At 69.7% G+C, this 24,417-nt stretch carries 25 protein-coding genes and 1 pseudogene; 3 read left to right on the top strand and 23 right to left on the bottom strand.

Annotated elements, in window-relative coordinates; all coding sequences use genetic code 11:
* Positions 1 to 11 precede the first annotated feature (11 nt).
* The 8 genes and pseudogenes from SPHPH_RS0117465 to SPHPH_RS0117430 all read right to left on the bottom strand — a co-directional run bounded on the left by SPHPH_RS0117465 (position 12) and on the right by SPHPH_RS0117430 (position 9,186).
* Positions 12 to 2,114 carry an acetyl-CoA carboxylase biotin carboxylase subunit gene (locus tag SPHPH_RS0117465; RefSeq protein WP_028967852.1) on the bottom strand — a complete coding sequence of 701 codons (2,103 nt, stop codon included), beginning with the start codon at positions 2,112 to 2,114 and terminating at the stop codon, positions 12 to 14.
* Positions 2,115 to 2,274: 160 nt separating this feature from the next.
* Entirely contained in the window at positions 2,275 to 3,291 is a 1,017-nt protein-coding gene (bioB, locus tag SPHPH_RS0117460) for a biotin synthase BioB (protein ID WP_028967851.1), read from the bottom strand.
* Positions 3,279 to 3,632, bottom strand: a complete 354-nt coding sequence (locus tag SPHPH_RS21265) for a lysozyme inhibitor LprI family protein (RefSeq protein WP_028967850.1) — start codon at positions 3,630 to 3,632, stop codon at positions 3,279 to 3,281. Before SPHPH_RS21265 ends, bioB begins: the two co-directional genes overlap by 13 nt.
* A 137-nt stretch (positions 3,633 to 3,769) precedes the next feature.
* Positions 3,770 to 5,963 (bottom strand): annotated as a pseudogene (gene scpA / locus SPHPH_RS20160) (methylmalonyl-CoA mutase).
* Between the two features lie 2 nt (positions 5,964 to 5,965).
* Entirely contained in the window at positions 5,966 to 6,748 is a 783-nt protein-coding gene (locus SPHPH_RS0117445) for an enoyl-CoA hydratase-related protein (protein ID WP_028967849.1), read from the bottom strand.
* Complete coding sequence (gene mce, locus SPHPH_RS0117440) at positions 6,745 to 7,167, bottom strand: methylmalonyl-CoA epimerase (RefSeq protein WP_028967848.1); 423 nt, start codon at positions 7,165 to 7,167, stop codon at positions 6,745 to 6,747. Before mce ends, SPHPH_RS0117445 begins: the two co-directional genes overlap by 4 nt.
* A 108-nt stretch (positions 7,168 to 7,275) precedes the next feature.
* The gene (locus SPHPH_RS0117435) at positions 7,276 to 7,545 is read right to left on the bottom strand and encodes a GIY-YIG nuclease family protein (RefSeq protein ID WP_037489883.1); all 270 of its coding nucleotides are present in this window, start codon (positions 7,543 to 7,545) and stop codon (positions 7,276 to 7,278) included.
* A gap of 114 nt (positions 7,546 to 7,659) precedes the next feature.
* On the bottom strand, positions 7,660 to 9,186 hold the full coding sequence (locus tag SPHPH_RS0117430; RefSeq protein ID WP_028967846.1) for an acyl-CoA carboxylase subunit beta: 1,527 nt from the start codon (positions 9,184 to 9,186) through the stop codon (positions 7,660 to 7,662).
* A 268-nt stretch (positions 9,187 to 9,454) separates the two neighbouring features.
* On the opposite strand from SPHPH_RS0117430, the gene SPHPH_RS0117425 reads away from it, so the two are divergent.
* Together SPHPH_RS0117425 and SPHPH_RS0117420 are read left to right on the top strand one after the other, a co-directional pair.
* Positions 9,455 to 10,816, top strand: coding sequence for a helix-turn-helix domain-containing protein (locus tag SPHPH_RS0117425; protein ID WP_028967845.1), 1,362 nt, complete (start codon positions 9,455 to 9,457; stop codon positions 10,814 to 10,816).
* Positions 10,817 to 10,905: 89 nt separating this feature from the next.
* Complete coding sequence (locus tag SPHPH_RS0117420) at positions 10,906 to 12,759, top strand: methyl-accepting chemotaxis protein (RefSeq protein WP_037488796.1); 1,854 nt, start codon at positions 10,906 to 10,908, stop codon at positions 12,757 to 12,759.
* A 371-nt stretch (positions 12,760 to 13,130) separates the two neighbouring features.
* Here SPHPH_RS0117420 and SPHPH_RS0117415 read toward each other — a convergent pair whose 3' ends face one another.
* Positions 13,131 to 14,801, bottom strand: coding sequence for an amidohydrolase (locus SPHPH_RS0117415; RefSeq protein ID WP_028967843.1), 1,671 nt, complete (start codon positions 14,799 to 14,801; stop codon positions 13,131 to 13,133).
* A gap of 56 nt (positions 14,802 to 14,857) precedes the next feature.
* On the opposite strand from SPHPH_RS0117415, the gene SPHPH_RS20155 reads away from it, so the two are divergent.
* Positions 14,858 to 15,619, top strand: coding sequence for a DUF4163 domain-containing protein (locus SPHPH_RS20155; RefSeq protein ID WP_238303177.1), 762 nt, complete (start codon positions 14,858 to 14,860; stop codon positions 15,617 to 15,619).
* Between the two features lie 82 nt (positions 15,620 to 15,701).
* Here the strand turns inward: SPHPH_RS20155 and SPHPH_RS0117405 are convergent, their stop codons facing one another.
* From SPHPH_RS0117405 to SPHPH_RS0117340, 14 genes are read right to left on the bottom strand one after another with little or no spacing between them, the layout of a single operon-like run.
* Positions 15,702 to 16,037 carry a hypothetical protein gene (locus SPHPH_RS0117405; protein WP_028967842.1) on the bottom strand — a complete coding sequence of 112 codons (336 nt, stop codon included), beginning with the start codon at positions 16,035 to 16,037 and terminating at the stop codon, positions 15,702 to 15,704.
* Between the two features lies 1 nt (position 16,038).
* Positions 16,039 to 16,590: a hypothetical protein gene (locus SPHPH_RS20150; RefSeq protein WP_051273113.1), complete on the bottom strand. Its 552-nt coding sequence runs from the start codon at positions 16,588 to 16,590 to the stop codon at positions 16,039 to 16,041.
* A 5-nt stretch (positions 16,591 to 16,595) separates the two neighbouring features.
* The gene (locus SPHPH_RS20145) at positions 16,596 to 17,327 is read right to left on the bottom strand and encodes a sigma-70 family RNA polymerase sigma factor (protein WP_051273112.1); all 732 of its coding nucleotides are present in this window, start codon (positions 17,325 to 17,327) and stop codon (positions 16,596 to 16,598) included.
* Complete coding sequence (gene fliP, locus SPHPH_RS0117390) at positions 17,324 to 17,995, bottom strand: flagellar type III secretion system pore protein FliP (RefSeq protein ID WP_081668680.1); 672 nt, start codon at positions 17,993 to 17,995, stop codon at positions 17,324 to 17,326. The genes SPHPH_RS20145 and fliP overlap by 4 nt, the downstream gene beginning before the upstream one ends.
* The gene (locus SPHPH_RS0117385; RefSeq protein WP_028967840.1) at positions 17,992 to 18,321 is read right to left on the bottom strand and encodes a hypothetical protein; all 330 of its coding nucleotides are present in this window, start codon (positions 18,319 to 18,321) and stop codon (positions 17,992 to 17,994) included. The genes fliP and SPHPH_RS0117385 overlap by 4 nt, the downstream gene beginning before the upstream one ends.
* A complete protein-coding gene (locus SPHPH_RS0117380) occupies positions 18,318 to 18,560 on the bottom strand; it encodes a FliM/FliN family flagellar motor switch protein (RefSeq protein WP_028967839.1) in 243 nt (80 codons plus the stop codon). The genes SPHPH_RS0117385 and SPHPH_RS0117380 overlap by 4 nt, the downstream gene beginning before the upstream one ends.
* Before the next feature lie 26 nt (positions 18,561 to 18,586).
* Positions 18,587 to 19,327 (bottom strand): FliM/FliN family flagellar motor C-terminal domain-containing protein, encoded by a 741-nt coding sequence (locus tag SPHPH_RS0117375; protein WP_028967838.1) that lies wholly within the window; start codon positions 19,325 to 19,327, stop codon positions 18,587 to 18,589.
* Between the two features lie 2 nt (positions 19,328 to 19,329).
* Positions 19,330 to 20,517, bottom strand: coding sequence for a flagellar hook protein FlgE (locus SPHPH_RS0117370; RefSeq protein ID WP_028967837.1), 1,188 nt, complete (start codon positions 20,515 to 20,517; stop codon positions 19,330 to 19,332).
* Positions 20,518 to 20,531: 14 nt separating this feature from the next.
* Positions 20,532 to 20,966: a flagellar hook assembly protein FlgD gene (locus SPHPH_RS20140; RefSeq protein ID WP_037489874.1), complete on the bottom strand. Its 435-nt coding sequence runs from the start codon at positions 20,964 to 20,966 to the stop codon at positions 20,532 to 20,534.
* A complete protein-coding gene (locus SPHPH_RS0117360) occupies positions 20,966 to 21,712 on the bottom strand; it encodes a hypothetical protein (protein WP_156026085.1) in 747 nt (248 codons plus the stop codon). Before SPHPH_RS0117360 ends, SPHPH_RS20140 begins: the two co-directional genes overlap by 1 nt.
* Positions 21,709 to 22,155, bottom strand: a complete 447-nt coding sequence (locus SPHPH_RS20135; protein ID WP_037488794.1) for a hypothetical protein — start codon at positions 22,153 to 22,155, stop codon at positions 21,709 to 21,711. The genes SPHPH_RS0117360 and SPHPH_RS20135 overlap by 4 nt, the downstream gene beginning before the upstream one ends.
* The gene (locus SPHPH_RS0117350; protein ID WP_028967835.1) at positions 22,152 to 23,444 is read right to left on the bottom strand and encodes a FliI/YscN family ATPase; all 1,293 of its coding nucleotides are present in this window, start codon (positions 23,442 to 23,444) and stop codon (positions 22,152 to 22,154) included. The genes SPHPH_RS20135 and SPHPH_RS0117350 overlap by 4 nt, the downstream gene beginning before the upstream one ends.
* On the bottom strand, positions 23,441 to 24,091 hold the full coding sequence (locus SPHPH_RS0117345; protein ID WP_028967834.1) for a hypothetical protein: 651 nt from the start codon (positions 24,089 to 24,091) through the stop codon (positions 23,441 to 23,443). Before SPHPH_RS0117345 ends, SPHPH_RS0117350 begins: the two co-directional genes overlap by 4 nt.
* Entirely contained in the window at positions 24,088 to 24,417 is a 330-nt protein-coding gene (locus tag SPHPH_RS0117340) for a hypothetical protein (protein ID WP_156026084.1), read from the bottom strand. Before SPHPH_RS0117340 ends, SPHPH_RS0117345 begins: the two co-directional genes overlap by 4 nt.

Below are 24,417 nucleotides of genomic sequence, written 5' to 3'. Positions count from 1 at the left end.
TCGCGGCGGCATCATTCCAGCTCGAGAATGACCTGATCCACCGCGAGACTGTCGCCGGCCTGCGCCTGCACCGAAGCGACGGTGCCGGATTTCTCGGCGCGCAGGATGTTCTCCATCTTCATCGCCTCGACCACCGCCAGCGCCTGCCCGGCCTCGACGCGGTCGCCCTTCGCGACATCGAGGCGGACGAGCAGCCCCGGCATCGGCGCGATCAGGAACTTCGACAGGTCGGGCGGGACTTTCTCGATGAGATGCGCGGCATAAGGCGCGACATGCGCGGGGAGGACGCGGACCTTGTGGCTGTTGCCGCGCGCGGTGAGCGTGAAGCCGTCGCGGCCCTTGGCGATCGCGACCGTCAGCGGGTCGTCACCGTCGACCTGCGCAGTGCGTGCGCCGGGGGTGTAGGCGATCGTGGCGTCGAGCGGGGTGCCGTCGACCGTCACGCGGCCGTCGCAGATCGTCACTTGGTGATCTTGGCCGTCGACGCGCGCGACCCAATCGGCGGGCGCGGACAGGACGAGACCGAGCTGCCCGTCGACGAGCCGCGCGCGCGTCACCTGCGCGTGCGCCGCGACCGCGCCGACGGCAGCGAGCGTCGTCAGCAATGCGGGCGTGGCGGGCGCGCCTTGGAAGCCGTCGGGATATTCCTCGGCGATGAAGCCGGTGGTGATGTTGCCCGAACGGAAGCGCGGGTGCTGCATCAGCGCCGAGAGAAAGTGCAGGTTGGTGCCGGGTCCTTGAATCGTGAACGCGTCGAGCGCGGCGACCTGCGCGTCGATCGCCGCCTCGCGGGTCGGGGCCCAGGTGACGAGCTTGGCGATCATCGGGTCGTAGAACATGCTCACCTCACCGCCCTCGGCGACGCCGTCGTCGACGCGGATGCGAACCGCGTCCTCCCCGCCCCCGCCATCATTCCCGCGAAGGCGGGAATCCAGACCCGCGGACGCGTCGGCCCCATCGGCGACATAGGTTCTGGATCCCCGCCTGCGCGGGGATGACGGGTCATTGTCGGTGATCGCCGGCGGCGCATACCGCACCAGCCGCCCGATGCTCGGCAGGAAGCCGCGATACGGGTCCTCGGCATAGACGCGGTTCTCGATCGACCAGCCGTCGAGCCGCACGTCGTCCTGCCCGAACGACAGCTTTTCGCCGGCCGCGACCCGGATCATCTGTTCGACGAGATCGAGCCCGGTGATCTCCTCGGTCACCGGATGCTCGACCTGTAACCGGGTGTTCATTTCGAGGAAATAGAAGCTCTCGCCGGTCGTATCCGCGCCCGAGACGATCAGCTCGACCGTGCCTGCGCTGTAATAGCCGACCGCGCGCGCGAGCGCGACCGCCTGCTCGCCCATCGCCTTGCGCATTGCGGGAGTGACGAACGGCGACGGCGCCTCCTCGACCACCTTCTGGTGGCGGCGCTGGATCGAGCATTCGCGCTCGTTGAGATAGACGATGTTGCCGTGCTGGTCGCCGAGCAGCTGGATCTCGATGTGGCGCGGGCTCTCGATGAACTTCTCGATGAACACGCGGTCGTCCCCGAAGGACGCCAGCCCCTCGCGCTTGGTCGCCTCGAAGCCGTCGCGGACGTCCTGTTCGGACCACGCCAGCCGCATCCCCTTGCCGCCGCCGCCCGCGCTGGCCTTCATCATCACCGGAAAGCCGATCTCCGCGGCGATCCGCACCGCCTCGTCGGTGTTACCGATTTCGCCGAGATGACCGGGAACGACGTTGACGCCCGCCGCCTTGGCGAGCTTCTTCGACTCGATCTTGTCGCCCATCGCCGCGATCGCGTTCGGCGGCGGACCGACGAAGGCGATCCCGGCCTCGGCACAGGCGCGCGCGAAGCTCTCGCGCTCGGAGAGGAAGCCGTAGCCGGGGTGGATGCAGTCCGCGCCGGTTTCCTTTGCGGCGAGCAGGATCAGCTCGGCCTTGAGATAACTGTCCGCCGCCGGCGCCGGTCCGAGCCGCACCGCCTCGTCCGCCATCAGCACATGCGGGCTGCGCGCATCGGCATCCGAATAGACCGCGACGGTGGCGATGCCCATCTTCTTGGCGGTGCGGAACACCCGGCACGCGATCTCGCCGCGATTGGCGACCAGGATCTTTTTGAACAACGGCCTCTCCTGTTTTCGTTCTTCGTCGCCCCTGCGCAGGCAGGGGCCTATGTCTGTGTCGTCATTCGGTGCCGGCTGACACAGGCACGTCGCGGCGGTGTCAAACCGCGCGCGTCATTCGACAGACATGGGCCCCTGCCTGCGCAGGGGCGACGGTGGCTCACTCCGCCGCCTCGCACACCCGCATCGGCTCGGGCGCTTCCATCGGCCGCACGCCGAGCTTCGCGAACAGCGCGGCGTCGGCGCTCTCGCCGCGGTTGCCGGCGGTCAGCAATTTGTCGCCGGTGAAGATCGAATTCGCACCCGCCATGAAGCAAAGCGCCTGCGTCGCCTCGCCCATGCTCTCGCGCCCGGCCGACAGCCGCACCATGCTCAGCGGCATCGTGATCCGCGCGACCGCGACGGTGCGGACGAATTCGATGTCATCGATCTTCGCGAGCGGCGTGTCGGCGAGCATGTCGCCGAGCACCGTGCCCTTGACCGGCACCAAGGCGTTGACCGGCACGCTCTCCGGGTGGCGCGGCAGCGTGGCGAGCGCGTGGACGAAGCCGACGCGATCGGCGCGGGTTTCGCCCATGCCGACGATCCCGCCGCAGCAGACGTTGATCCCCGCCGAGCGGACGTTCTCGAGCGTGTCGAGCCGCTCGCCGAACGTCCGCGTGGTGATGACGTCGCCGTAGCGCTCGGGCGAGGTGTCGATATTGTGGTTATAGTAATCGAGCCCGGCCTCGCCGAGCCGCTGCGCCTGCGCGGGCGTCAGCATCCCCAGCGTCATGCAGGTTTCCATCCCCATGCCGCGCACGCCCTCGATCATCTGGATGATCGCGTCCATGTCGCGATCCTTGGGGTTGCGCCACGCCGCGCCCATGCAGAAGCGCTGCGAGCCGGCGTCCTTCGCCTCGGCGGCGCGCTGGAGCACCGCCTGTACGTCCATCAGCTTGGTCGCCTTGACCCCGCTCTCCGCCGCGACCGACTGCGAGCAATAGCCGCAATCCTCCGGGCAGCCGCCGGTCTTGATCGACAGGAGCGTGCAAAGCTGCACCTCCGACGGCGCGTGGTGCGCGCGATGGACGGTCTGCGCGCGGTACATCAACTCGTCGAACGGCAGGTCGAACAGGTCGGCGATCTCCTCGCGCGTCCAGTCGTTGCGGGTCGTCGTCTCGATCAGCGTTGCCACATCAGGTCCTTCAATTGCGTGGTGCGCTCCTTGGTCAGCCGCGCCAGACACTGCAAGCGTGCCATCGGCTGGAGCGAGCCGCCGGCGAACTCGCCGCCTTCGATCGTGCACTGTTTGTCGCGGAACGTCAGCCACGCGCGCTGGCTGGCGAGCGTGGCGGCGGCATAGCCGAAACCGTCGCGCGCGGTGGCGTCGCGGCGCTTCATCGCGGCATAGGTGCGCGGCCATTGCGCGTTCATGGCGGTGTCTGCGGCCTTGTAGCTGGCGGCGGCCTGTTCGTTCATGTCGGCCTGCGTCTGCGCGGTGGCGGGGGTGGTCAGCAGCGATGTTGCCAATGCCATCATCCCCAACACTGCCGTCGCCCCAGCGGAGGCCGGGGCCCAGTTGGGGGACCTTTCCGCATCTCGCGGGCCGCCCGCAACTGGACCCCGGCCTTCGCCGGGGTGACGTGGTGTGTTGGGGTGAGGTGTCGCGCCCATCACGCCGCCTCCCCCTGCGGGGGCATGTTGTGGCCGAGCAGCCGCAACACTTCCTCCGCCGCGGTGATCAGATTGGTGCCCGGCCCGAAGATCGCCTGCACGCCCGCGTCGAACAGCGCCTGATAATCCTGCGCGGGGATCACACCGCCGGCGATCACCTTGATGTCGGCGCGGCCAGCGTCGCGCAAATGGCCGATCAGCTCGGGGATCAGCGTCTTGTGCCCGGCGGCGAGGCTCGACGCGCCGACGATGTCGACGTCCTTCGCCAACGCCAGCACCGCGGCCTCTTCCGGTGTCTGGAACAGCGGCCCCGGCACGATCTCGAAGCCGAGGTCGCCGAACATACTGCTGACCAGATTAGCGCCGCGATCGTGCCCGTCCTGGCCCATTTTCGCGACCAGCATCCGCGGTTTGCGACCGAGCCGGCGCTCGGTGGCGGCGACGCCGTCCTCGAGCCGCGCCCAGCGGGCGTCGTCGACATAGGCGCCGCCATAGACGCCCTTCACCGGCGTCGGCTGCGTGCCGTAGCGGCCGAAGACGTCCTCCATCGCCGAGGAAATCTCGCCGAGCGTGGCGCGGGCGCGTGCGCAGTCGACCGCGAGCGCGAGCAAATTGGCGTCGCCGCGCGCGCCCTCGCGCAACGCGTCGAGCGCGGCGCGCGCCGCCGCCTCATCGCGCGCCGCCTTGACCTGCCGGATGCGGCGGACCTGCGCCTCGCGGACGGCATGATTGTCGATCGCGAGGATCTCGACCGGATCCTCATTGTCCTTGCGGTATTTGTTGACGCCGACGATCACGTCCTCGCCGCGGTCGACGCGCGCGGCGCGCGCGGCGCTCGCTTCCTCGATCATCGCCTTGGGCCAGCCCGCCGCGACCGCCTTGGCCATCCCCCCCTCGCGCTCGACGCGCTCGATGATCGCCCAGGCGTCGTCGACCAGCCGCTTCGTCAGCGCCTCGACATAGTAACTGCCGCCGAGCGGATCGACGACATTGGTCATGCCGGTCTCTTCCTGGATCACCAATTGCGTGTTGCGCGCGATCCGCGCCGAGAAGTCGGTCGGCAGCGCGATCGCCTCGTCGAGCGCATTGGTGTGGAGCGACTGCGTCCCGCCGAGCATCGCCGCCATCGCCTCGATCGTCGTGCGCATGACATTGTTGTACGGGTCCTGCTCGGTCAGCGAGACGCCGCTGGTCTGGCAATGCGTGCGCAGCATCTTGCTGCGCTCGTCCTTCGCGCCGAGCTGCGTCATCACGCGGTGCCACAGCACGCGCGCGGCGCGCAGCTTGGCGATCTCCATGAAGAAGTTCATGCCGATCGCGAAGAAGAAGCTGAGCCGCCCGGCGAATTTGTCGATATCGAGCCCGCTGGCGACGCCGTATTTCACATATTCCATGCCGTCGGCGATGGTGAAGGCCAGTTCCTGCACCTGCGTCGCGCCGGCTTCCTGCATGTGATAGCCGGAGATCGAAATGCTGTTGAACTTGGGCATCTCCGCCGAGGTGTAGGCGAAGATGTCGGAAATGATCCGCATCGACGGTTCGGGCGGGTAGATATTAGGTGTTGCGGACCATGAACTCCTTGAGGATGTCGTTCTGGATGGTCCCGTCGAGCAGTTTGCGCGCAACGCCCTGTTCCTCGCCCGCGACGATGAAGAAGGCGAGGATCGGGATCACCGCGCCGTTCATCGTCATGCTGACGCTCATCTGATCGAGTGGGATGCCGTCGAACAGGATCTTCATGTCCTCGACGGTGTCGATCGCGACCCCGGCCTTGCCGACGTCGCCGGTGACGCGCGGATGGTCGCTGTCGTAGCCGCGGTGCGTCGCGAGATCGAACGCGACCGACAGCCCCTTCTGCCCCGCCTTCAGGTTGCGGTGGTAGAAAGCGTTCGATTCCTCGGCGGTCGAGAAGCCGGCATATTGGCGGATCGTCCACGGGCGACCGGCGTACATCGACGCGCGCACCCCGCGCGCGAACGGCGCGAAGCCGGGCAGGCCGGGGTCCCAGCCCTCCACATCGGCGGGTGTGTAGAGCGGCTTGACGTCGATCCCCTCGGGGGTGTGCCACGTCAGGTCGCGGCCCTTCACCTCCTTCGCGGCGGCGGCGGCCCAGCTTTCGGTGCCGGTCGGCGCGGGCGTGCCGATCGCCGCCGCCGCGCCGCTGTCTTCGCCGAGATTGCGCTCTTCGGTCATGCTCAGCGGCCCTCGAACACCGGCTTACGCTTCTCGCCGAACGCGCGCACTGCCTCGGCGAAGTCGCGGGTATGGCCGGCGCGGGTCTGGTTCTCGCGCTCGACCGCCAGCGACTGGTCGAGGTCGAGCGACAGTGCGGCGGCGACCTGCTTGCGGATCATCCCGATTGCGACCGACGGCCCGGCGGCGAGCTTCGCCGCCAGCTTCCGGGTTTCGGGGAGGACCTCCGCATCGTCGACGATGCGCGTCACCAGTCCGGCGGCGAGCGCGTCCTCGGCGGCCACGCGCTCGCCGAGCAGCGCCATTTCGAGCGCCTTGGTGCGCCCCGCCGCCTTGGCGACCAACCATGTCGCGCCCGCGTCCGGCACCAGCCCGATGTTGACGAACGCGAGCAGCACATAGGCCGAGCGCGCCATGACGCTGATATCGCCGAGCAAGGCCAGCCCGAGCCCCGCGCCGACCGCGGGTCCGTTGATCGCGGTGAGGAACGGCACGTCGAGCGCGGCGACCTTGCGGACGAACGGATTGTAGCTGGTGTCGAGCGATTCACCGAGGTCGCGCGGCATCGGCGCGCCGCCATCGCCGACGAGATCGGCACCCGAACAGAACGCCCCGCCGGTGCCGGTCAGCACGATCGCGCGCGCGCCCTGTTCGAGCGCGGCGTCGATCGCCGCGGTGAGTTCGGCGAAGACGCGCGGGGTGAGCGCATTCATCCGCGTCGGCCGGTCAATCGCGAGCGTCGCGACGCGATCGGTGAGGTCGAAGGTGATCGTCTCGTAGCTCAATGCGCGCCCTCCTGCGGCGTTTCCATCAGTTCGACCAGCACCCCGCCCATGTCGCGCGGGTGAACGAAGACGATCGGCGTGCCATGCGCACCGATCCGCGGCTCCCCGAGGATCGTCGCGCCCTTGTTCGTTAGTTCGGCGACCGCGACGTGGATGTCGGGCACCTCGAAACAGACGTGATGCTGTCCGCCGGCGGGGTTCTTCTTGAGGAAGCCCGCGATCGGGGAAGTGTCGTCAAAGGGTTCGATCAGCTCGATCTGCGTATTGGGCGCGTCGATGAAGCACACCTTCACGCCCTGCGCGGGCAGGTCGAACGGTTCGCCGATCGCGTCTGCGCCGAGCAGCGTCCGGTAGGTCTCGACCGCGCGGGCGATCGACGGCGTGGCGATGCCGACGTGGTTGAGGCGGCCTAACATCACCGCGACTCTACCGTCATTGCGAGCGTAGCGAAGCAATCCAGGGCAGCGCGCGGTACTCTGGATTGCTTCGCTGCGCTCGCAATGACGATAGGGGCGTGTGTCATGTCGTTATCCATGGGCGATCTGCTCGTAGAGGTCGTGCCAGCCGGGGTTCATTGCCTCGATCAACGCAATCTTCTTGGCGCGTGATCCTGCCTTGATTTGCTTCTCGCGGGTAATCGCCGCGTCCATCGTGTCCGCACTCTCGAACCAGACCAGCGTCTTGCAACCATGACGTTGCGTGAAGCCCGCAACGGCTCCCTCGCGATGCTGCCACACGCGTTGCGCGAGGTTCGAGGTGACACCGGCGTAGAGCGTGCCGTTTCGTCTGCTGGCCATGATGTAGACCGCCGGCTGCTTCACGCCTCAACCTCGTCATGGCGAGCGTAACGAAACTGTCCGGTGTTCCGCGCCACGCCCTGGATTGCTTCGCTCCGCTCGCAATGACGGCTGTTACAGCGGAATATTGTCATGCTTCTTCCACGAATTTTCCAGCGCCTTGTTGCGGAGCTTGCGCAGGCCGAGCGCGATGCGGCGGCGGGTGGAGTGGGGCTGGATCACCTCGTCTATGAAGCCCTTGCTCGCCGCGACGAACGGGTTGGCGAAGCGCGCTTCATATTCCGCGGTGCGCTCGGCGATCTCCTCGGGCGTGCGACCGCGGAAGATGATTTCGACCGCGCCCTTCGCGCCCATCACCGCGATCTCGGCGGTCGGCCACGCATAGTTCAGATCGCCGCGCAGATGCTTGGAGGCCATCACGTCATAGGCGCCGCCATAGGCCTTGCGGGTGATGACGGTGATCTTGGGCACGGTGGCCTCGGCATAGGCGAACAGCAGCTTGGCGCCGTGCTTGATGATGCCGTTATGCTCCTGCGCGGTGCCGGGGAGGAAGCCGGGCACGTCGACGAAGGTGACGATCGGGATCTCGAACGCATCGCAGAAGCGCACGAAGCGCGCCGCCTTGCGGCTGGAATTGATGTCGAGCACGCCGGCCAGCACCATCGGCTGATTCGCGACGAAGCCGACGGTGCGCCCCTCGATCCGCCCGAAGCCGCAGATGATGTTGGCCCCGTGCGCCGGCTGGATCTCGAAGAAGTCGCCCTCGTCGACGACCTTCGCGAGCAGCTCGTGCATGTCGTACGGCTGGTTGGCGTTGGCGGGGATCAGCGTGTCGAGGCTTGGCTCGGCGCGATCCCACGGATCGTCGGTCGGACGCTCGGGCACGCCCTCCCGGTTCGAGGACGGCAGGAAGTCGATGAAGTCGCGCGCCGCCAGCAACGCCTCGATATCATTGTCGAAGGCGACATCGGCGACGCTGGTCTTCGTCGTGTGCGTCACCGCGCCGCCCAGCGCCTCTTGGCTGACGACCTCGTTGGTGACGGTCTTCACCACGTCGGGGCCGGTGACGAACATATAGCTCGAATCCTTCACCATGAAGATGAAGTCGGTCATCGCGGGCGAATAGACCGCCCCGCCCGCGCACGGCCCCATGATGAGGCTGAGCTGCGGCACCACGCCGCTGGCCAGCACGTTGCGCTGGAATACCTCGGCATAGCCGCCGAGCGACGCGACGCCCTCCTGGATGCGCGCGCCGCCCGAATCGTTGAGCCCGATCACCGGCGCGCCGACCTTGAGCGCCATGTCCATGATCTTGCAGATCTTCTGCGCGTGGCGTTCGGACAGCGACCCGCCGAAGACGGTGAAGTCCTGCGAAAAGACGAACACCAGCCGGCCGTTGATCGTCCCCGATCCGGTGACGACGCCGTCGCCGGGGACGATCTGGTCCTGCATCCCGAAGTCGGTGCAATTGTGCTCGACGAACATGTCGAGTTCCTCGAAGCTGCCCTCGTCGAGCAACACGTCGAGGCGTTCGCGCGCGGTCAGCTTGCCCTTGGCGTGCTGCGCATCGACGCGCTTCTGACCGCCACCCGCGCGGGCGGCGGCGCGGCGGCTTTCGAGTTCGGCGATCGTCGATGACATTCTTCTCTCCCGGACGCGGCGAGCGTTGTGCCCGCCGGGCGGCGGCGGGGCAAATGTGAAGTTGCGAACTTGCGAAGGGCCACCTTGCAAACCACCGTCGCTCCTGCGTAGGCAGGAGCCTATGGCTGTGTCGTGCTGCGCGCCGGGCTGTCACGGCGAGGAAGGCTGGTGTGTCGACGATCCGCGAGCACGATACAGACATGGGCCCCTGCCTTCGCAGGGGCGACGGTGGCCTTCGCGACGGTGGCGGGCGGCGGGGCGACGGGAGGTGAAGGCGCGGCTTTATGCCGGGGCGCAGCTGCGCGCGTTGCGGGGGGCGGCGCAGCTCAACCAGCGGGCGATGGCGGCGCGGCTCGGGCTGTCGGTCAGTTATCTCTCGCAGCTCGAAAGCGACGAGCGCCCGCTGACCGCCGCGGTGAGCGCGGCGCTGGCGCAACATTTCCCCGCCGCACTGGCCGACATCGAAGGCGCGATCCCGGCGCGGCGGCTGGTGGCGCTACGCGAGGCGCTGGCCGATCCGGCGGTCGCGCCGCTACCGCCCGAGGAGGTCGCGCGACTGGCGGAGGAACGCCCGGCGCTCGCCGACCGGTTGATCGCGCTCCACGCCGCCAAGCGCGCCGCTGAGGAACGCGTCGCGCTCGCCGAGGAAGCGCTGACCGCCGGAGTCGGCGCGCGCCTGCCGTGGGAGGCGGTGCGCGACTGGTTCCACGAGGCGGGCAATTACATCGACCCGCTCGATCGCGCCGCCGAAGACTGGGCACGGGCGCATGAGACGACCCCGATCGACGCGGCGCTCGCGGCGCATGGCGTAACGCTACTGTCGGAGGCACGCGAGGATGCGCCGCTGGCGCGGTTCGACGGCGCAGTGCTGCGCCTCAACGCCGCGCTGCCGCCGGAAAGCCGCCGTTTCCTGATCGCGCATCGCATCGCCGCGCTGGCCTTCGCCGCGCCGATCGCGGCGATCGTCGCTGCCTCGGGACTGGCGCAACCGGAGGCGCGCCGGCTGCTCGCGATCGGGCTTGCCAATTACGCGGCGGGGGCGATGCTGATGCCCTATCAGGCTTTCCGCGAGGCCGCGCGCGCGCTGCGCCACGACATCGACCGGTTGTCGCGACATTTCGGGACCAGCTTCGAACAGGCGTGCCACCGGCTCTCGACGCTCCAGCGGCCCGGCGCGGCGGGCATCCCCTTCTATTTCTGTCGCGTCGACATGGCGGGCAACATCACCAAGCGCCATTCGGCGACGCGGCTGCAATTCGCGCGCTTCGGGGGTGCCTGCCCGCTGTGGCACGTCCATGAAGCGGTCGCGATCCCCGACCGTATTCTGGTGCAGCATGCCGAGACGCCAGATGGGGTTCGTTATGTCTCGATGGCGAAGGGGCTGGTGAAGCCGTCGGGCCGCTTCGCGCGCGCTCCGCGTCGCTATGCGGTGGCATTGGGGTGCGAGGCGACCCATGCCGCCGACTTCGTCTATGCCGATGCGGTCGACCTGCGCGCCGCGACCCCGATCGGGATCAGCTGCCGCCTCTGCCCGCGCACCGATTGCGACCAGCGTGCCTTTCCGCCGACCGATCGCGCGATCGCGGTCGAGGCCGACGTGCGCGGCATCGTGCCCTACCGCGTCATATAGGGCCGGTTCGCACCTAACTTAACGCGATCTCAAGCATTGCCCAAGTATCACTTGGCCCGATCAATTTCGATTCGGTAGAGGCCGTGGTAATGAAAAATCTTGCGATTGGCCGCAAACTCTTGCTCGCATTCGGTATTCTGGCGCTGGTGGTCGTGACGATCGCCGGCATGTCGCTTTGGACGCAGGGCAGGCTGAACCACTCGACCGAAGTGCTTGGCAAGGAACGCCGAGACAAGCTGGTGGCGATCGCGACCGTCAACACAGCGACCTCGGACTACCGGATCGCCGAGGCGACGGTGATCCTGTCGCTCGAACCCGGCAAGATCCGCGAAGCGGACCAAGCCGCCACCGCGCAATTGGCGCTGATCGACAAGAACCTCACCTTCCTCGACAAAGCGGTGACCAATCCGAAGGCGCGCACGTCGCTGGCGCGGTTCCGGCAGCTATGGACAGCGTTCATCGCACGCTCGGAGGTCACGCGTCAGCTTGGCGCCGCCAATCGCAATGAAGAGGCGACCCAGGCGTTCCGTGCCAGTCAGCCGTTGTTCGATCGCGCCAACAACGAAGCCTCGACGTCCCAGGACATTCAAGTGGCGTTGATGGACAAGGAAATGGGTGAGGCGCGCTCGCTCTACTCGCTGTCGCGCGTGCTGTCGCTCGGGCTGGTCGTCGCGGCGCTGGCGCTCGCCGGGTTCCTGCTGCTCGCGCTGATCCGCGGGATCGCGACCCCCATCAAGGCGATGACCGAGGCGCTCGGCAAGCTGGCCGGCGGCGATCTGAACGCGCAGGTCGCGGTGGACGAACGCGCCGACGAGGTCGGGCAGCTCGCCAAGGTGATGGTGCAGTTCCGCAACCAGCTGGCCGCCGCCGAACGCGCCAAGGCAGAACAGACGGCGCTGATCGTCGACAATATCGGCCGCGGGCTGAGCGCGCTGGCGCAGGGTGATCTGACCGCGCGGATCGATGCCGAGCTGACCGGGCCCTTCGCCAAGCTGAAGACCGACTTCAACGAGGCAATGGCCGCGGTATCGGCGGCGATGGCCGCGGTGACGAGCAGCGCGACGGGCATCACCAACGGCGCCAACGACATCCGCCAGGCGTCCGACGATCTGTCGCAGCGCACCGAGCAGCAGGCCGCCTCGCTGGAGGAAACCGCCGCGGCGATGCACGAGATCACGACGACGGTGAAGGAAACCGCCGAAACCGCGACGCGCGCCGACGCGGTGGTGGTCGAGACGCGCCGCGACGCCGAAGCATCGGGCGACGTCGTCCGCCGCGCGGTCGAGGCGATGAACGGCATCGAACGCTCGTCGAGCGAGATCAGCGAGATCATCGCGGTGATCGACGGCATCGCGTTCCAGACCAATTTGCTGGCGCTGAACGCCGGCGTCGAGGCGGCGCGCGCGGGCGACGCGGGCAAGGGCTTTGCGGTGGTCGCAAGCGAAGTGCGCGCGCTGGCGCAGCGCTCCGCCGACGCCGCCAAGGACGTGAAGACCAAGATCACCGCCTCCACCGAGCAGGTCGATCTGGGCGTCGGGCTGGTCGCCGAGGCCGGCGCGGCGTTGCAGCGGATCACGTCGCGGATCGGCGAGATCAGCACGCTGGTCGGCAGCATCGCCTCCGCTGCCGAGCAGCAGGCGACGGGGCTTCAGCAAGTCAATACCGCCGTGTCCGAGATGGACGGGGTGACGCAGCAGAATGCCGCGATGGTCGAGGAAGCCACCGCTGCAGCGCGCAGTCTGGTCGAGGAAACCGACGTGATGGCGCGCGAGGTCGGCCGGTTCCGGCTGGCGACGGGCGCTGCGGGTTATGCCGCGCCGACCGCGTCGCCGGTCCACCAGATGCAAGCGCGCGCGGCACAGGCCGGCGCCCGGATCGCTGCCACCGCACGCAGCCGGGGCAGCGCGGCGGTGGCGGTGCAGGAGGATTGGTCGGAGTTCTGAGCGGGGCACACGGGCCCTATCGCCGTCGCCACGGACGTGATCGGGCGACGCCGCACCACCGCCGTCGCCCCGGACTTGATCCGGGGCCCCGCTTCCTGAGTGTGTGATCAACCGGCCCGAACCGCACCCACCACCACCCCGGCGAGCGCCGGGGTCCAGGTCGCAAGGTCACGCAGACGAAGCGCAACGCGCATCGTCAGCGTCCCTCAACTGGGCCCCGGCATTCGCCGGGATGGGGCTTCAGCTTCGACGGCTCATGCTCTGGCGTGGCGCACAGAAGAAGAAGCGGGGCCCCGGCTCAAGGCCGGGGCGACGTAGCGTGTGGGGCGGCGTGGCGTGTGGGGGCGACATAAGGCGCAGGTCGGCGCGGCCTATTTACGCTCCCACGCCTTCGTCCCACCGATCCACGTCTCCAGCACTTTCGTCTGGCGCAGGTCGGCCGGCGTCGCGGTCATCGGATCGCGATCGAGCAACAGGAAGTCGGCGCGCTGTCCGGGGGCGAGCGTGCCGAACTTCTGCTCGGCGAACCCGGCATAGCTCGCGCCGCCGGTATAGGCCCACCACGCCTGTTCGCGCGACACCGCCTGTTCGGGGTGCCAGCCGCCGACCGGCTGACCATCGGCATCGGTGCGCGTGAATGCCGCCGCCCAACCCGCCCATGGGTCGGGCTTCTCGACCGGAACGTCGGACCCGAACGCCAAGGTCGCGCCGTCGTCGAGCAGCGTCTTCCACGCATAGGCGCCCGCCAGCCGCGCCTGCCCCAGCCGCGCCTCGGCCATCAGGCGGTCGCTGGTCTGGTGCGTCGGCTGCATCGAGGCGACGATATGGTATTTGCCGAATGCCGCCATATCGACCGGATCGACGATTTGCGCATGTTCGATCCGCCAGCGGCGGTCGCCCTTGTACGTCTCCGACAGTTCGGCGATCGCGTCGAGCACCTGTTTGTCGGCGCGGTCGCCGATCGCATGGACCGCGACCTGATAGCCGTCCATCGCGGCGCGGCTCATGATGTTCTGCAACTGGTCGTCGGCGAGGAAGCCGAGCCCGCGCTGCCCCGGCGCATCGGCATAATCGGCCTTCAGCCACGCGCCGCGCGATCCGAGCGCCCCGTCGGCGTAGAGCTTGACCCCCTCCAGCCGCAGCCGGTCGTCGTACAGCCACGGCGTCGGGCCGGTGCCGCCGATCGTCACCGCAGTGTCGATGCCAAGCCCATAGGACATGATGCGGACGCGCAGCGCGTTGATGTCCCCCATCCGGCGATAGGTCATCCAGTCGTCGACGCTGGTCCCCATGTCGGCGACCGCGGTGACGCCGTAACCGAGCAGGATCTGCTGCGCCTTGAGGAAGGCGGCGGTCCGGTCCTTGGGGCTGACCTTGGGCACGACGCGCTCGACCAGTTCCTTGGCGCGATCGATCAGCACGCCGAGTGGCTTCTCGACGCGCCCGCCCGCGGGGGCCTGCGTCGCGGCGGTGACGCCGGCCAGCTTGAGCGCGGCGCTGTTCGCCCAGCCGGCATGGCCATCGGCGCGCGCCAGCCACACCGGGCGGTCGCCGACCACTGCGTCGAGATCGGCGGCGGTCGGGAAGCGGCCGAGCTTCCACACTTCCTGGTTCCAGCCGCGCCCGATGATCCACTGCCGGTCCGGGTTGGCGCGCGCGTAGTCGGCGATCTTCGCCTTGGCCTCGTCGAGCGAGCGCGTGTCGGACAGGTCGAGCGTCAGCGCCGCCAGCCCCAGTTCGATGACATGGCCGTGCGCGTCGATCATCCCGGGCACCAGCACGCGCCCCTTCATGTCCGCACGCCAGTCGTAGCGCGGGCCGGGGTTCTTCTTGGTCGGCTTGGGCGGTTGTTCGTCGGGGGCGATCAGGCGGACGACCCGTCCTTGCGCGTCGATCACCATCGCCTTGAAGCGCACCACCTGCCGGTCGCGGTTGAGCGTCAGGCCGTTGACGTTGTCGATCAGCGCGTCGGCACCCGCGGGCAGCGTCGTCGCAAGGCCGGCGAGCGCCGCCAGCGTGGCGGTAAGATGGCGTCGGTTCATGTCCGCTGCCATATGGAAGCGGCACGACTTTGGCGAGGGATGTCATGCGGCGGTTGATGGGGTTGATCTTGCTGGCCTTGGCGGCGACGGCGACGGCGCAGACGAAGGTCGCGGCAAAGACCGCCACGCTCGATTTCTCGTACATCTACCCCGACGCTGCGGCGCGGATCGCCCCCTTGCGCCGCTGGCTGGAGGAGGACCGGGCGTGGCTGCGGACGCGCACCGCGAAGATGGCGGCGGCCAGTCGCCGCGACGCGCTCAAGGAAGGCTATCCGTTCCGCAGGGACAGTGCGAACCGCGAGTGGAAAGTCGTCACCGAAACCCCGCGGCTACTGAGCCTGTCGGGCGAAACCTATCGCTTCACCGGCGGCGCGCACGGCAACACCGCGCGGGAGCCGCTGGTGTGGGACAAGGCGAAAGCGCGGCGGGTCGACCCGCGGGCGATGTTCGAATCGCCCGCGGCGATGCAGCGCGTGCTGGGGCCGGCTTGGTGCGTGTGGCTGAAGGGCGAGCGGCGCAGGCGGCTGGGGAGCGATCCGGGCAGCGACGACATCTTCCCCTGCCCGCCGATCTTCGACCTGACGGTGCTGCTCGGCTCGACCGACCGCCGCGCCATCGACCGCATCGGGCTGGTCGCAGGCCAATATGTCGCAGGATCCTATGCCGAGGGGATGTACGAGATGACAGTGCCGGTCACCCCGGCGCTGCTGGCGATCGTGCGCCCCGAATGGCGCGCGGCATTCGCCACCAAATGTCGTCGCCCCTGCGCAGGCAGGGGCCTATGTCTGCGTCGTGCCGCGGATCATCTGACACGATGAGGATGGCTTATGTGTCGATCGTCCCGACACATTCGAAAGACATGGGCCCCTGCCTGCGCAGGGGGGACGGTGGGGAGTAAGCCTACCGCCCCCGCAACTCCTCCACCGCTCGGTCGAGCACCGCGCGCGCCTCGTCCGATCCCTCGACGATCCGCAACACCTCCGCACTCATCGCATCGAACGCCGGGTCGGCGGCGAGCGCCTCCCCCAGTTGCTCGCCGAGCAGCCCGCGCACCACCGCGCGGCGGAAATCGCGGTCGGGCAGGTCGCGGATCGCCGCCAGCGCTTCCATCCGCTCGTGCGGCGATGCGGCGCGCTCCCCCACCGGTGCGGTGCCGCGCGTCGTCGCGTGCTCGCTCCGCCGCAACCGCTCGCGCAGGATCAGCAGGACGCGGTCGGTGATCCCGATCGTCGTCACGTCAATGCACCCGCCCGCTGCCGAACTGCCCCAGCAGCAGGCTGGTCGCGGAACTCGCCTCCGTGGTCGCTGCGACGGGTGCGGGAATGTCGATCACGCGGTCGACGATCAACTGGATGTCGCGGTTGAGCGGCGGGTTTTCGACGTTCGCCGCCATCCCGCGCCGCAGATCCGCCACCGCGGGCACGAATTCATCGCGGATCAGATAGGTCAGCCCGCCGACGAACAGCCGCAGATAATGGTCCTCGGGCAACAGCGCGAGCGGCCCCCAGGTCGACAACGCCTCCGCGGCCTCGCCCGAGGTCAGCTGGAAGAAGCCGAGCTGGAACCGCGCGATCGTGAAATCGGGCGCGAGCGCCACCGCCTGCTTCAGCGAGGCCAGCGCCTCGATCGGCCGCCCGATCCCGGCCAGCACCGACCCGCGCAGGAAGTGCAGCCGCGGATCGTCGGGTGCCTCGGTCAGCCCGCGGTCGACGATCGCCAGATCGGCATCGTCGGACGCCGCCACTGCGTCGACCACTTCCTGCATTCGCGCATCGCTCAGCAACGTCATTCCCTTCATCCTCGATGGTGCCGCAACCAGCGCCGCAGCCGCTCGACCGCGCTGCGATGCAATTGCGAGACGCGCCCGCGGCTCAACCGCAGCAGCTCTGCGATATGCGCGAAGCTCATGCCCGTTTGATAATGCTGGCGGATCACGGTCTGCTCGCCCTGCGGCAGCCGGTCCAGCGCCGCCGCCAGCGCCGCCTGCGTCTGCCGCCACGCCAGCCCTTCATAGGCTCCGGGCCGCGCGTCCGCGTCATCCTCGTCGGCCAGCATCCCCGTCCCCTCCAGCATCAACCCGATCGCCAGATCGACGACCAGATCCGCGAGCGTGGTCAACGCGTCCCCGCCGCCGTCGATCTTCAACGTCCGCAGCCGTTCCTGCTGCATCCGGTAGCGGCGGCTCAATTGCGCCTCGATCTCGGTCATCCGCGTCGCGCCGTCGGCGACATTGCCCGCGATCCGCGGCCGCGCATAGGCGCCGAACGGCACGCCCTGCAGCGGATCGAAGCGATCGATCGCCTGCAACAGCCCCTCATAGGCGAGTTGCTCCAGATCGCCGCGCTCCACCGCGCGCCGCCGCCGGAAATGCCGCGCCGCCACCGACCGCGCGAGCAGCAGGTAGCGGTTGAACAACGTCTCGCGCGATCCGACGTCCGCCTCGAACCGCGCGCGCCGCCACAGCGACGCCTCCGCGCGCTGCGGATCGAGCACCACGTCCAGCCCGGTCGCGCGCGGTCGCTTCACCGGAAACTGCCGAGCACGCCCTGGATGACGAGGCTCCAGCCGTCGATCAGCACGAACATCAACAGCTTGATCGGTAGCGAGATCGTCGCGGGCGGCACCATCATCATCCCCAGCGCCAGCAGGATCGCCGAGATGACCAGATCGATCAGCAGGAACGGCAGCAGGATGACGAAGCCGATCGTGAACGACACGCGCAGCTCGTTCATGATGAACGCGGGCGCCAGCTTCAGCAGCTCGACCTGTTCGGGCCGCGCGGGCACCGGGACATGCGCGACGGCATAGATCGCGGCGATGTCGCTGTCCCGCGTCTGCGCCAGCATGAAGTCGCGCAAGGGTGCCGATCCGCGCACATAAGCGTCGCGCAGGTCGATCTGCCGCGCCAGAAACGGCTGCACCGCGCGGTCGTTGAGCGCGGTCAGCGTCGGCGTCATCGAGAAAGCGGTGAGAAACAGCGCGAGGCTGACCAGCACCGGATTGGGCGGCGTCTCGGGCATCCCGAACGCATGGCGCACCATCGACAGCGTGATGACGATCCGCACGAAGCTGCTCATGCTGATCAGCACCGCCGGCAGGATCGCCAGCATCGTCAGCATGATCGTCGTGCGCATCACGTCCGACGTGCCCGCCGGCATGTCGAGCGCGGTCATCGCCATCGTCGCCGCGGTCATGCCGCCGGCCCCTCGTCGACGTCGCGCTCATGCAGAACCGACGCCGCGCCGGCTTGCACGAGCAGCAGATATTCGCGCCCGGCATGCCGCACGACCCCGATGTCGGCGTGGAGCGTCAGGCGGCGGACCTCGCCGATCTCGATCGCGCCGCGCGCCTCGCCGATCCGTCGCCATGCGAGCGGCGCGCCGCGCTGCCGCAACAACAGGATTGCCAGCCCCGCGACGGCGATGCACAGCAGGAACGCCAGCACGATCCGCGCGACCGGGATGTCGGGCGCACCACCGCCGCCCAGCCGCGTCGCCGCGGCGGCTGCCACCCAGATCACGGCGCGATCTCGGTCAGCCGCACCCCGAACCGGTCGCCGACCGCGACCAGCTCGCCACGCGCCACCGCCGCGCCGTTCAGCCGCAGCTCGACCGCGCGATTGAGCGGCGCCTCCAGCGCGACCACCGCCAGCGGCGCGAGCGCCGCCAGTTCGGCGACGGTCATCCGCGCCGCGCCGACGAACGCCTCCAGCTCGACCTCGACATGGTCGATCATCCGCGCGGCCAGCGTCCGCGCCATGGCATCATTCGTTTCGGTCGGTGCGGTCACGGCGTCTCTCGATCGACAAGGGTCAGGGTCAGATGATCGTCATGCTCGACGATCGCGCAGCGCAGCGGTCCGGCGACGCCGTCGATCGCCAGCGGCGCGGGCGCGTCGAGCGCGCGGTCGAGCACCACGACGTCGCCGCCCGCCAGTTGCGTCAGCTCGACGGTGGTCACCCGCGAGCGACCGACCAGCGCCGCCACGTCGACGCGCTGCGACGCCATTGCATCGGCCAGCGCGACGAGCGGTACGCCGTCGACCTCGGGCAGCGCCGCGCGCACGCGTCGCACGATCGCCGCTTCCTCGACCGCGACATGGAGAACCGCGGCGCGCGCGGCATCGACGCGCCATTGCCAGCGCCGCGCCGGCGCGACCTCGCCCGTTCGCCACGCCGCCGCGCCGACCACCTTCGCCAGCCGCGCGCGGAGATCGGCGAGACACGCCGCGACCACCGACGCGATCGTCGTCCGATCGCCCGCGGTCGCGTCCGCCGGCACCGCCCCGAAGATCAGCTCGGCTAGCACCGCCTCGGCGTCCGCACCGACCACCAGCGCGACGCCCTCGCTCACCCACGGCGTTCCCGATGCCAGCGTCTCGACCGGCCCGCTGGCGGGGCGCACCGTCGGCGCCACGCCGACGAACCACGCCGCCGCCCAGTCGCCGACCACGCGCCGCACCGGCAGCTCGTCCACCGCGCGCGCGATCGCCGCCGCCGGCAGCCAGGGCTCATATGCGATCGTCATCGTCAGCCCTGCCCGCGGATGCCGAACAATTGCTGGATCATCTCGTTCGACACGCTGATGATCTGCGACGATGCCTGAAAACCGCGCTGGACCAGGATCAGGTCGGAGAATTCCAGCGTCAGGTCGACGTTCGACGCCTCCAGCCGCCGCGACTGGATCGTGCCGACGCGCGGATCGCCGCTGGCGAGCACCTCGCGCGTCGCATCGGACGCCGCGCCGAACAACCCGCCCGCGCGCTGCTGCAAATCGGCGGTGTTGCGGAAGTCGACGATCGCCACCTTGCCCAACGCCTGCTTCTGCGCATTGGAATAGCCGATCTCGATCTCGCCCGCGGCGTTGATGCCCAACGTCGTGTAGGTGCCCGTCCCGTATCCGTCCGACGACGCGACCCGCAGCGTCGACACCGATCCGCCCGCGAACGACGTCACCCCGCTCGAAAAGTCGAAGCTCGCCGTCGCGCCCGATCCGGCGTCGGTGAAGTCGAGCTTCGCGGTCGCCGGATCGACGATCCCGCCGTTGAACGTCAGCGTCTTGGTATCGACGGTCGCGCCCTTGTCGTCGGTCACCTTGACCGACCAGTTGCGCGCGGTGCCGGTGCCGCTCGTCTCGCGCGTGAAGGTCGCGGTCCACACATGCTTGCCGCCGCTGGAATCGTAAACCGCGATATCGCCGATCGCGAGCGGCTTGGCGGTGTCGAGATCGGCGGACAGGTTGTCCGCGAACGTCACCTTGCTCGTCGGCTTCGGCGCGCTGGTGCGTGACAGGTCAACCGATACCGGCCTCGCCAGCCCCGAGGCATCGCGCGTCGCCAGTTGATAGTCGGTGCCCGACAGCACGATCCGCCCCTGCCGGTCGACCTCGAAGCTGCCGGTGCGCGTATAGGCAACCTCGTCCCCGCGCAGCAGCATCAGCAGTCCGTTGCCCTGGATCGCCAGATCCAGGTCGCGGTCGGTCTGCTTCAACTCGCCCTGTTTGAAGTCGAGCCGGCTCGCCGCGCCACGCACCCCGCTGCCGCCCGATGTGGCGGTGCCGTCGCGCGATCCGCCGCTCGCGCCCAACACGTTCTCGAACGAGACGGTCGAGCCCTTGAACCCCTGCGCGTTCAGGTTGGCGACGTTGTTGCTGATCTGCTGGAGCCCGCGCGAATAGGCCGCGAGCCCGCTGAGGCCGATATAGATCGAGCCGAACATCGATTGTTTCCCCTCTACCGGATCTGCGAGACGCTGCCGAGCGCCAGCCCGGCGATCGTGCGCTTGTCGTCGGTCTCGATCGTCAGCTTCGGCTCGCCCGATGCCAGCGCCACCGCGGTCACCTTGCCGCTCACCGTCACGCCGTCCGCCAGCAGGTCGATCGTCCGCCCGAACAGCCCGGCCGCCTGCATCGTGGCCTGCGCCGCGACCAGCGAGGCGAGCCGGTCGTTGCCGGTCTGCCCGATCTGGATCTGCGAGAATTGCGCGAGCTGCGAGACGAACTGGAAATTGTCCATCGGCTTCAGCGGGTCCTGATAGGTCAGCTGCGTCAGGATGATCTTCAGCAGCGAATCGAAGCCGAGCCCGAACGCATTGGTCGCTGCCGCCTGCGTGGTGCCGCTGCTCGCGCCACTGGTGCCGACCGGCGTGGTCGCGGAAATCGCCTGCATCATCTCTCCCCCTGTTGCCGCCCGCCGCCGACGCGACGCACGAACCGCATGTCGCCGAGCATCAGCCCGTGCCGTGCGAGCAGCCGCCGCACCGCCTGCTGCACCCCCGCCTCGTCCTCGCGCGCGACATCGCCGGCGATCGCGACGGCGACGCCGTTCTCGGCATCGGTCAGCGTGACCTGCACGCCGGGCGTGGCCGGCACGCGCGCACGCCGCACCGCAGCCGCCGGCTCGGTCGCGATCGCCGCGAAGCGCGACGGCCGGGGCGTCACGACCGGCGTCGCCACCCCAGCGCGCGCGACCGGCACGCTATGCATCGCTGTGGCGACCGGCGTGGTCGCGAGCGGAGCCGGGGCATGATCGTCCCGCACCCCCGCGCCCGGGATCGGTGCCGAAGGTGGCGACTCATCGATCGCAGGAGCAGCACCCGCCGCGACCTCGGGCGCGACGACCGGGGCCGGCGCGACCGGCACGGCATCCGCCGTCGCCTGCACCTCGACGTTCGCACCCCCCGGAGCCGGCACCGTTCCCGTTTTCAGCAAGCCATCCGCATCGAACCGCTGTGCCAGCGCGCGCATCGTGCCGTTCGAGAACGGCCGCTCCGCCTCGTCGCTCAGCCCGTCGTCCGCCCCGGCACTCGCCAGCCAGTCCGCGAACGATCGCCCGTCCGCCACCGCGCCGTCGACCGGCGGCACGACCCCTGCCGCGCGCCCGGCAGCGACCATGTTCTGATCTACCCGCATCACCCACCCCTCCGTTGCAGCAACCGGGTGAGCATCAGGTCGGCGACCGCCTCGTCCTGCGCCCGCGTCGCCTGTTGCCGCAGCCGCCGCGCCACGGCGTCACCGGCCCGTCGCCGCCCCTCGGCGTCACGCCAAGCGTCCGTTGCGTGCGACAGCGCCGCCGCCGCGCCTGCCGCGTCCTGCCCGCACGCTGCAACGCGCTCCTCCGCGGTTAGCAGCGCCGCCGCTAGCGCAAGGTCGTGCTGCGGATCGAAGCGACCGGCCGCCCGCGCACGATACCAGTCCGCCGCCCCCGCCTGCGCCGCCGCCGTGGCGTGCGCCGTCGCCGTCTGCGCCGCCGCCACCGCCTCGCCCGCGGCGGCATGATCGCGCACCGCCAGATCGCACGCGACCGCCTGCAAGTGCTGCACCGCGCGCAACCGGTGGAGCTGCCCCCGCGCCGTCATGCCGCGGCCGCTCTGGCGGCCTGCACCGTCGCCGCGAACGCCACCGCCTCGTCGGCCCCTTGCCGCAGGAACCCCGCCAGCCGCTCGCGCGCCGCCACCGCGCGGTCGATGCGCGCGTTCGATCCGGCACGATAGACGCCCGTCTCGATCATCAACCGATTCTCCTCATGGTCGGCGAGCAGCGCGACGATCGCCCGCATCGCCGCGGCGTGATCGGGCGCCGCCAGCCGCCCCGCCTGCCGGCTGACGCTGCGCGGCACGTCGATCGCGGGAAAATGCCCCTGATCCGCCAGCGTGCGCGACAGGATGATGTGCCCGTCGAGCAGCGACTTCATCACCTCGACGATCGGGTCGTCGACGTCGTCGGTCTCCGCCAGCACGGTCATGATCGCGGTGATCGCACCCTGCCCGCGCACCGCGCCGCAGCGCTCCACCACCTGTGGCAAGGCCGCGAAGACGTTCGGCGTATAGGCGCGCACCGTCGGCGGCTCGCCCGCCGCCAGCCCGATCTCGCGCAACGCCATCGCCAGCCGCGTGATCGAATCGATGAACAGCAGCACATGCTCGCCCCTCGCGCGCCAATATTCGGCCAGCGTCAGCGCCTGATCGACCGCCCGCGCACGCATCGCCGGGCTTTCGTCCGAGGTTGCCGCGACCAGCGTGAACCGCGCGCGCCGCGTAGCGGTCATCTCCCACAGACCCGACACCTCGCGCCCGCGCTCGCCGACCAGACACAGGATGCAGCGGTCGCATTCGATCTGCCGCGCGAGCTGTTCGACGAGGCTGGTCTTCCCCACCCCGCTCGCCGCGAACACGCCGACGCGCTGCCCGACCCCCAGCGTCAGCAGGCCATCGATCGCGCGCACCCCGGTGACGAGCACCTGCGACGGATTGACGCGGTCGAGCGCCGCCGCGCCGCACCGCGCCGCGCGAGACGCGGCGAGGATCGCGCCGCCCCCATCGATCGGCCGCCCCAGGGCATCGACCGCGCGCCCGGCAAAGCCGTCGCCCACCGGCCAGCCGCCGGTGTCCGCCGCCGCCGTCACCCGCGCGCCGAGCCGCAACGCGCCCGCGCTCTCCAGCGGCACCAGCGTAATACCATCGTCACGCGCCGCCACCACCTCGGCGACCACCGACCGCCCACCCCCGACAGCGACCGTGCAGAGCGTGCCCAGCGCCAACTCCGGCCCATCGGCATGGAGATGCCCTGCACCGACGGCATCGACATGCCCGAACGCCGCCACGCTGCGCACCTCCGCCAGCCGATCGAGAAACGCGTGCCGCGTCATGCCGCGCCACCCAGTTCGCGCAGCGCGTCCTCGAACGCCGTCCATTGCCGCGAGGGATCGATCTCGACCTGCCCCAGCCGCAGCGCGATCCGGCACGCCCCCGCCGGCAGCGCGGCGTCGCACGTCACGGTCGCTGCGGGCAGCCCGACCGCCGCCGCCAGCCCCGCCGCGTCGGCGAAGTCCGCGGCGCTGACCGTCACCGCCACGATCGCATGCGCGCCGATCTGCGCCACCTGCTCCGTCAGCGCGCGCGTGACCAACTCCGCCCAGTCGTCGCACTCGCCGAAAATCCGCCCCAGCACCAGCGTCGCCAGTTGCGCCGCCAGCCGGTCGGTCGCCGCCAGCCGTTCGCGCCACGCCGCCTCGGCCCTGCCGATTCCGTCCGCCAGCAGCGTCACGCGCCGCTTGTCGTCGGCAACCGCCTCGGCCAGCCCGGCGCGACGCGCCTCGGCGATCGCCGCACGCGCCGTCACCGCCGCGCGCTCGGCGGCAAGCCGCTCCGCCGCCAGCGTTGCCTCGAGCGCCGCCACGCGGTCCTCCCATGCGACCAGCGCAGGATCGCGCACCGCGACCCGCTCCGCCACCATATTGCGCGGCAACCGGTCCACCGCCAACCCGGCCAATTCGTGCTTGATGATCCCGCTCACCGCGCACGCCCCGGCGCGAAGGCGCTGCCAGCTGCCTGCAACAGCGACCGCCCCGCGGTTCGCTCGCCGGCTGACGCCGCACGCCCCACCACCGCCAGCAGCGCCGCGCGCGCCTCGGCGGTCATGCCGCCCTCCCCGGCTTCGCCCGCCGCCGCGATCAGCGCAGTCATCCACGCCGAATACTGCCCGGGCGCCGCGGGTTCGGACCGATCGTCGCGCAACGCCGCCAGCACCCGCTCACGCTCCGACGCATCGAGCGCCGCGATGATCGCGTCCCGGTCGCTGCGCGGCAGCGCCGCCAGTTCCTTCACGAGCGCACCCAGCAT

This window comes from Sphingomonas phyllosphaerae FA2 (genome assembly GCF_000427645.1).
In the GTDB taxonomy this organism is placed as follows: Bacteria; Pseudomonadota; Alphaproteobacteria; order Sphingomonadales; family Sphingomonadaceae; genus Sphingomonas; species Sphingomonas phyllosphaerae.
This window is presented reverse-complemented; position numbering and strand designations above follow the sequence as displayed.